Genomic DNA, 5,976 nt, shown 5'->3' on the forward strand with positions numbered 1-5,976 from the left:
AGGGTCCTTCCCCATGAGAAGGCTCAGAAGGTTAAAGAGCTCCAGAGCAGGGGTCTTAAAGTTGCAATGGTTGGAGACGGCGTGAACGATGCCCCTGCTCTGATTCAGGCTGACGTTGGCATAGCCATAGGCTCTGGAACAGACGTTGCCATTGAGAGTGCGGACATAATCTTAGTGAAGAACGACCCGCGGGACGTGGTGAGGGTCATAAAGCTCTCCTCCCTCACCGTCAGGAAGATGGTCCAGAACCTCTTCTGGGCTACGGGCTACAACGTTGTTACCATTCCCCTCGCTGCGGGCATCGCCGCACCCTGGGGTATCATCCTCAAGCCAGCTGTGGGTGCTATCCTGATGAGCGCAAGCACAGTTATAGTTTCAATAAACGCTCTGATGATGAGGAGAGAGCTGAGATGACTTACTTCTTTTTCAGAACGACTTCTTCAAGCCTCTCTATTCTTTTCTCAAGCTCTATCTTGTCTTCAAGTTTGGCTATCATGCGAACTATCTCAAGGAGCATGCGTGACATATCTTCCAATTTTTCTTCGCTTCTTAGCTGGCTCTCCTTTAGATTCCTTATTTCTGCTTCAAGGGTTGATAAACTCCTCTCAATATCTTCAACCTTATCTTTTAAAGAAGAGAAATTTTCCCCAAGCTGTTCTACTTTAGCCTTCAGTTCCTTTATCTCGGGAGCAAGCCAGTTTCTTATCTCATCAAAAACACCCATAGGAAAAATATATAACCCCAGGAGGATGCCTGCATGGTGAGGTTTACGGAGTTCTTCCTGAAAAACCGCGTAGCGGTCCTGTTCACAGCACTCTTTCTGCTCCTTTACGGCTACTACTCTCTTAAGAAGACGCCGATAGACGCCATACCTGACCTCTCGGACGTTCAGGTGATAATCTACTCCAAGTGGATAGGTCAGGTCCCTCAGGTAATAGAGGACCAGCTCACCTACCCCCTCGTTACCAACATGATGGGCGTTCCCAAGGTAAAGACCGTGAGGGGGTATTCAGTCCCCAACTACTCCCTCGTCTTCATAATCTTTGAGGATGGGACAGACCTCTACTGGGCAAGGTCAAGGGTTCTTGAGAAGCTCGCCACGATAAGGGGACAGCTACCCAGGGAGGCGGACATACAGCTCGGACCCGATGCAACGGGTGTTGGATGGGTCTATCAGTACGCCCTCGTATCCAAGAGCAGGAGCCTTGATGAGCTCTGGGCACTTCAGAACTTCTACATAAAGTATGCTCTCCTTGCGGTTCCGGACGTTGCGGAGGTCGCCTCCGTAGGTGGCTATGAGAAGGAGTACAGGGTTCTGATAAGACCGGAGAAGCTCTACCAGTACGGCTTGTCCCTGAAGGACGTCTATATGGCTCTTAAGAAGAGCAACGTAGAGATGGGAGGGAAGTACGTTGAGATAAACGAGAGAGAGTTCCTGATAAGGGCTGTTGGATACGCAAAGAGCGGGGAAGACCTTGAAAAGACCGTGGTCGCCTACCGCAAGGGAGTGCCTATAAGGGTGGGGGACGTTGGCAGGGTGGTTGAAACCCCAGCCTACCGCATGGGCGTGGCGGATTACAACGGGATGGGAGATACGGTGGGCGGTATAGTGGTGATGCGCTTCGGTGCGGACGCCTACAAGGTGATAAAGAGGGTAAAGGAGAAGATAGAGGATATAAAGAAGGGTCTGCCCGAGGACGTTGATATAGTTCCCGTTTATGACCGCTCAACCCTCATAGAGAGGGCGATAGACAATCTCAAGACAAAGCTCATTGAGGAGTCGGTGGTTGTTCTCGCCATAGTTGGTCTCTTCCTCTTCCATGTCCAGAGCGCTGTTGTGATAATCGTGTTCCTCGTTCTCTCCCTGCTCGTGACCTTTATAACTATGAACCACCTGGGCATAACCTCCAACATAATGTCTCTGGGAGGTATAGCTATAGCCATAGGGACTATGGTTGATGCCGCGATAGTCCTCGTTGAGAACGTCCACCGGCGCATAGAGGAGGGTGATGACCTCACCACGGCGATAGCCCACTCTGCCAAAGATGTGGGAAAGCCCATATTCTTAGCTCTCCTTATAGTTACCGTATCCTTCGTTCCCCTCTTTGCCCTTGAGGGGCAGGCCGGAAGGCTCTTCAAGCCCCTCGTTGCTACAAAGACCCTATCCATGCTCGTTGCGGCGATAGTCTCGGTTACCATAGTTCCCGTCCTGATATACCTCCTCGTCCGGGGAAAGGTCCCTCCTGAGGAGAAGAACCCGATAGTTCGCTTACTTATAAAGACTTACGACCCCATCTTCCATCTCTCCGTCAAGCTCAGGTATCTGATGCTGTTTCTCTTCGTCCTCATAGGTGCGAGCACCTTCTACTTTTACGAAAAGCTTGGAAGGGAGTTCATGCCGAGCCTTAACGAGGGAACTATACTCTACATGCCAACCTCAGTCCCAAGCGTCTCCCGTCAGGAGATATTCAGGGTTATAAACGTTCAGGACAGGATAATAAAGGAGTTCCCCGAGGTTGAGTCTGTCTTTGGCAAGGCGGGAAGGGCTGAGACAGCCACCGACCCAGCTCCCCTCTCAATGATAGAGACCTTCATAACCCTCAAGCCTGAGGAGGAGTGGAGGAAGGTAAAGGAGGAGAGGTTTTACAGCAACTGGAATATACCCGAGGGTATCAAGAACATCCTGAGAAAGGTCTTCCCGGAGGAGAGGACTATAACCTACACCGAGCTTATAAGGGAGATGGACCAGGCCATATCAATGCCCGGTCTCGCCAACATGTGGACCATGCCCATTAAGGGAAGGATAGATATGATAACCACAGGGATACAGACACCCCTCGGTATAAAGATTTACGGCGATGACATAAACACCCTCAACGAGATAGCTCAGCAGATGGAACAGCTGCTCAAGAACGTTGACGGCGTGATGAGCATCTTCGGTGAGCGTTCAACAAAAGCCACCTACGTTGAGATAAGACCGCGCAGAGATGTCCTTGAGAGGTACGGGCTTACCGTCTCAGACATAAATATGGCTGTCGCCCAGCTCTTTGCCAACTCGCCAGCCTCAACGATGATACTCGGGAGAGAGCGCTACGGTATAACCCTCGGCGTCCCCCTTGATTACCGCTACGACCTTGAGAACCTCATGCTCCCTTTAAAGGACAGGCTCGTTCCCCTCTCGGCGGTGGCTGAGATAGTTAGGACGGAGAGTCCCATAAGCATAAAGTCCGAAAACGGGCTCCTCGTCAGCTACGTCTTCCTCACCCCCAACCCGGAGGTGGACATGGGAACGGTGATAGAGAGGGCTGAGAAGGTTCTCAAAGAAAAGCTCAAGCTTCCGAAGGGATACTACTACGAGTGGAGCGGGCAGTTTGAGTACTGGAAGAAGGCTCTTGAGAACCTGAAGGTGATCATACCCATAGTCATACTCCTCATAGTTCTTCTCGTGTGGTTTACCTTTAACAAGCTCTTTGAAACCGTTCTCGTCCTCCTTACCCTCCCCGTTGCCACCTTTGGAGGGGTCCTGCTTATGTACCTCATGGACTACAACATATCCATAGCCTCCATTGCGGGCTTTCTCGCACTTTTGGGCATAGCTGCTGAGATGGGTATAGTTATGGTGGTCTACATACAGGGCTCCCTTCTTCACACCGCTATTAGGTACGGCGGTAAGATACACGACAGGAAGGAAGCCTTTGAGGCTATATACAGGGGAGCTGTCAAGAGGATAAGACCCATATTCATGACCTTCTCAGCCATACTGCTCGGTCTCCTGCCAATAATGAGGGGACACGGGACGGGAAGTGAGGTGATGTCAAGGATAGCGGCTCCCATGGTTGGAGGGATACTCTCAACTTTCATAATAGTCCTCCTCTTTATACCCGCTCTGTACGCCATATACATGGAATGGTCCGTAAGAAGGGCAAGGAGAGAAAGCTCTTAATCTGGAAAAATAATGAAATATTCCAATAATATTATCAACATACCCACACGAGGAGGTATGCCTTTGCGGGTTGAGGATAACCTGTTCAAACTCATCACTGAGAAAACAGACCTCATAGTTGTTCTTTACAGAGAAAAGTTCCTTTATGCAAGCCCTCATGCTATCAGGCTCTTTGGCTATACGCCGGAGGAGATAAGAGACCTCCGCGTCTGGGACGTTGTCCATCCCTCCTACAGGGAGAGGGTGAAGGAGATGGTTCTCAGGAGACTCTCGGGCGTGGAGGATACAAGTAGGTATGCCGAGCTACCTGTCAGGAGCAAAGATGGGAGCTACAAAATACTTCAGATCCATGCTTTTACTGTAAAAGTTGAAGGCAGTCCCGCCGGTATGGCTATAGGCATGGACAAGAGCAGAGAGAAGGAGCTTGCCATTTTCCTGACCCACTCGGAGGAGGTATTCAGCATAGTTGACAGGGAAGGGCTTCTCAGGTACGTGAGTCCATCTGTAGGAAGGGTCTTTGGCTGGACAGAGGAGGAACTGCTGAACAAACCCTTCATAACTCTGCTCCATCCCGAAGATAAAGAGAGGGTGGGCATGTACATCCGTGAAGCCTTTAGCAATCCTGGAAAGAGGATCGAGGTTGATTACAGGGTTAGGAACAAGGACGGTGCCTATCTGTGGGTTAGGGGAATCATATTTTTGCCTGAGAACTGGTGGGAAAGCGGGCTTGAAGGCGCTATCGTGAACGAGAAGGATATCACGGACAAAAAGTTTCTCAGGAGCCTTCTATCGGATATAACTCATCATGACCCTCTTACGGGGCTCCCTAACAGGAACCTCTTTATGGAACAGCTCAGGAATCTTCTTGAAATGGCCAAGAGAAGGGGAGAGATACTGCCGGTTCTAATAATTGATATATACAAATTGAAAGAGATAAACGCAGCCTACGGACTGTCAGTGGGAGATAGAGTTCTGGTAGAGGTGGCTCGCAGGTTGAGGAGTAAGCTCAGAGAAGGTGATATCGTCAGCCGGTTCTTTGCAGACAGGTTCGGTGTGATACCAACGGGGCTGAAAAGCATAGACAACCTTGCTCGTGTTATAGGAAAGATAGTAGATGCTTTTAGAGAGCCTCTAAACGTTGAAAACCACAGAATCCTTATTAAGGTCAACATAGGCGTAGCTTTATATCCTCATGACTCTGAGGACGCTGAAGACCTTGTGAAACGTGCGGAGGGGGCTCTGCTGAGGGCAAGAGATATCGGTCCGGGTGCGGTTGCCTTCTTTTCCGAATCAACAAATACAGAGATATACCGCAGGCTTACCCTGATGACGGAGCTTCAGGAAGCTATAGAAAGGGGAGAAATAGTTCCCCACTATCAACCCATTTTTGATATAGATACGCTTAGACCTGTAGGTGTTGAAATTTTATCCCGCTGGAAAGGAAAAGACGTATCTCCCTCAGATTTCATATCCGTGGCAGAAAGTTCGGGGCTTATACATGCTCTTGGCAAAAGCGTTTTGGAAAAAGCTCTCCGCGAGTTCTCCTCTATCGGGGATGGCCTGCATGTTGCCATGAACTTTTCTATAAGGCAGTTCTACGAGGAAGATATAACCGACATGCTTACCAAATACCTCAGCAGATATAACTTTCCCGCAAGCAGATTCTGGGTAGAGATAACCGAGAGCACAGCCATGAAAGAACCTGAAAAGGCGAAGGAGATCCTTGATAGTCTGAGAAGTACAGGTTTCAAGATAGCTATAGACGACTTCGGGACAGGGCACTCATCAATGAATTATCTAATAGAGTTTGATATAGACAAACTGAAGATTGATAAGAGCTTTACCATACGTATGAAAGAATCCAGGAAGGCGAGGAGTGTTGTCAAAGCTGTTGTGGACCTGTCCACCTCCATTGGCGCTCTGTCTTTGGCAGAAGGGGTTGAAGATGAGACCATCCTCGGTATGCTGAAAGGTGTGGGTTGCAGGGAGGCTCAGGGCTACTACTTCGCACCCCCTATGGATATAGAGAATCT

Annotated in this window: 4 protein-coding genes; 3 read left to right on the plus strand and 1 reads right to left on the minus strand. The window is 49.6% G+C overall.

The features are described 5' to 3' along the window. On the plus strand, nt 1-414 hold a 414-nt coding region (locus tag AC1HCM_RS08410; RefSeq protein WP_479461323.1), incomplete at its 5' end, for an HAD-IC family P-type ATPase. Nucleotide 415: 1 nt separating this feature from the next. Here the strand turns inward: AC1HCM_RS08410 and AC1HCM_RS08415 are convergent. Continuing rightward, entirely contained in the window at nt 416-724 is a 309-nt protein-coding gene (locus AC1HCM_RS08415) for a hypothetical protein (RefSeq protein WP_479461324.1), read from the minus strand. 33 nt (nt 725-757) lie between these two features. On the opposite strand from AC1HCM_RS08415, the gene AC1HCM_RS08420 reads away from it, so the two are divergent. Further along, nucleotides 758-3,943, plus strand: a complete 3,186-nt coding sequence (locus tag AC1HCM_RS08420) for an efflux RND transporter permease subunit (RefSeq protein WP_479461325.1) — start codon at nt 758-760, stop codon at nt 3,941-3,943. A gap of 57 nt (nt 3,944-4,000) precedes the next feature. Then, nucleotides 4,001-5,976: putative bifunctional diguanylate cyclase/phosphodiesterase (locus AC1HCM_RS08425; RefSeq protein ID WP_479461326.1), on the plus strand; the 1,976-nt coding region annotated here is incomplete at its 3' end.

Source organism: Hydrogenivirga sp., from assembly GCF_056450045.1.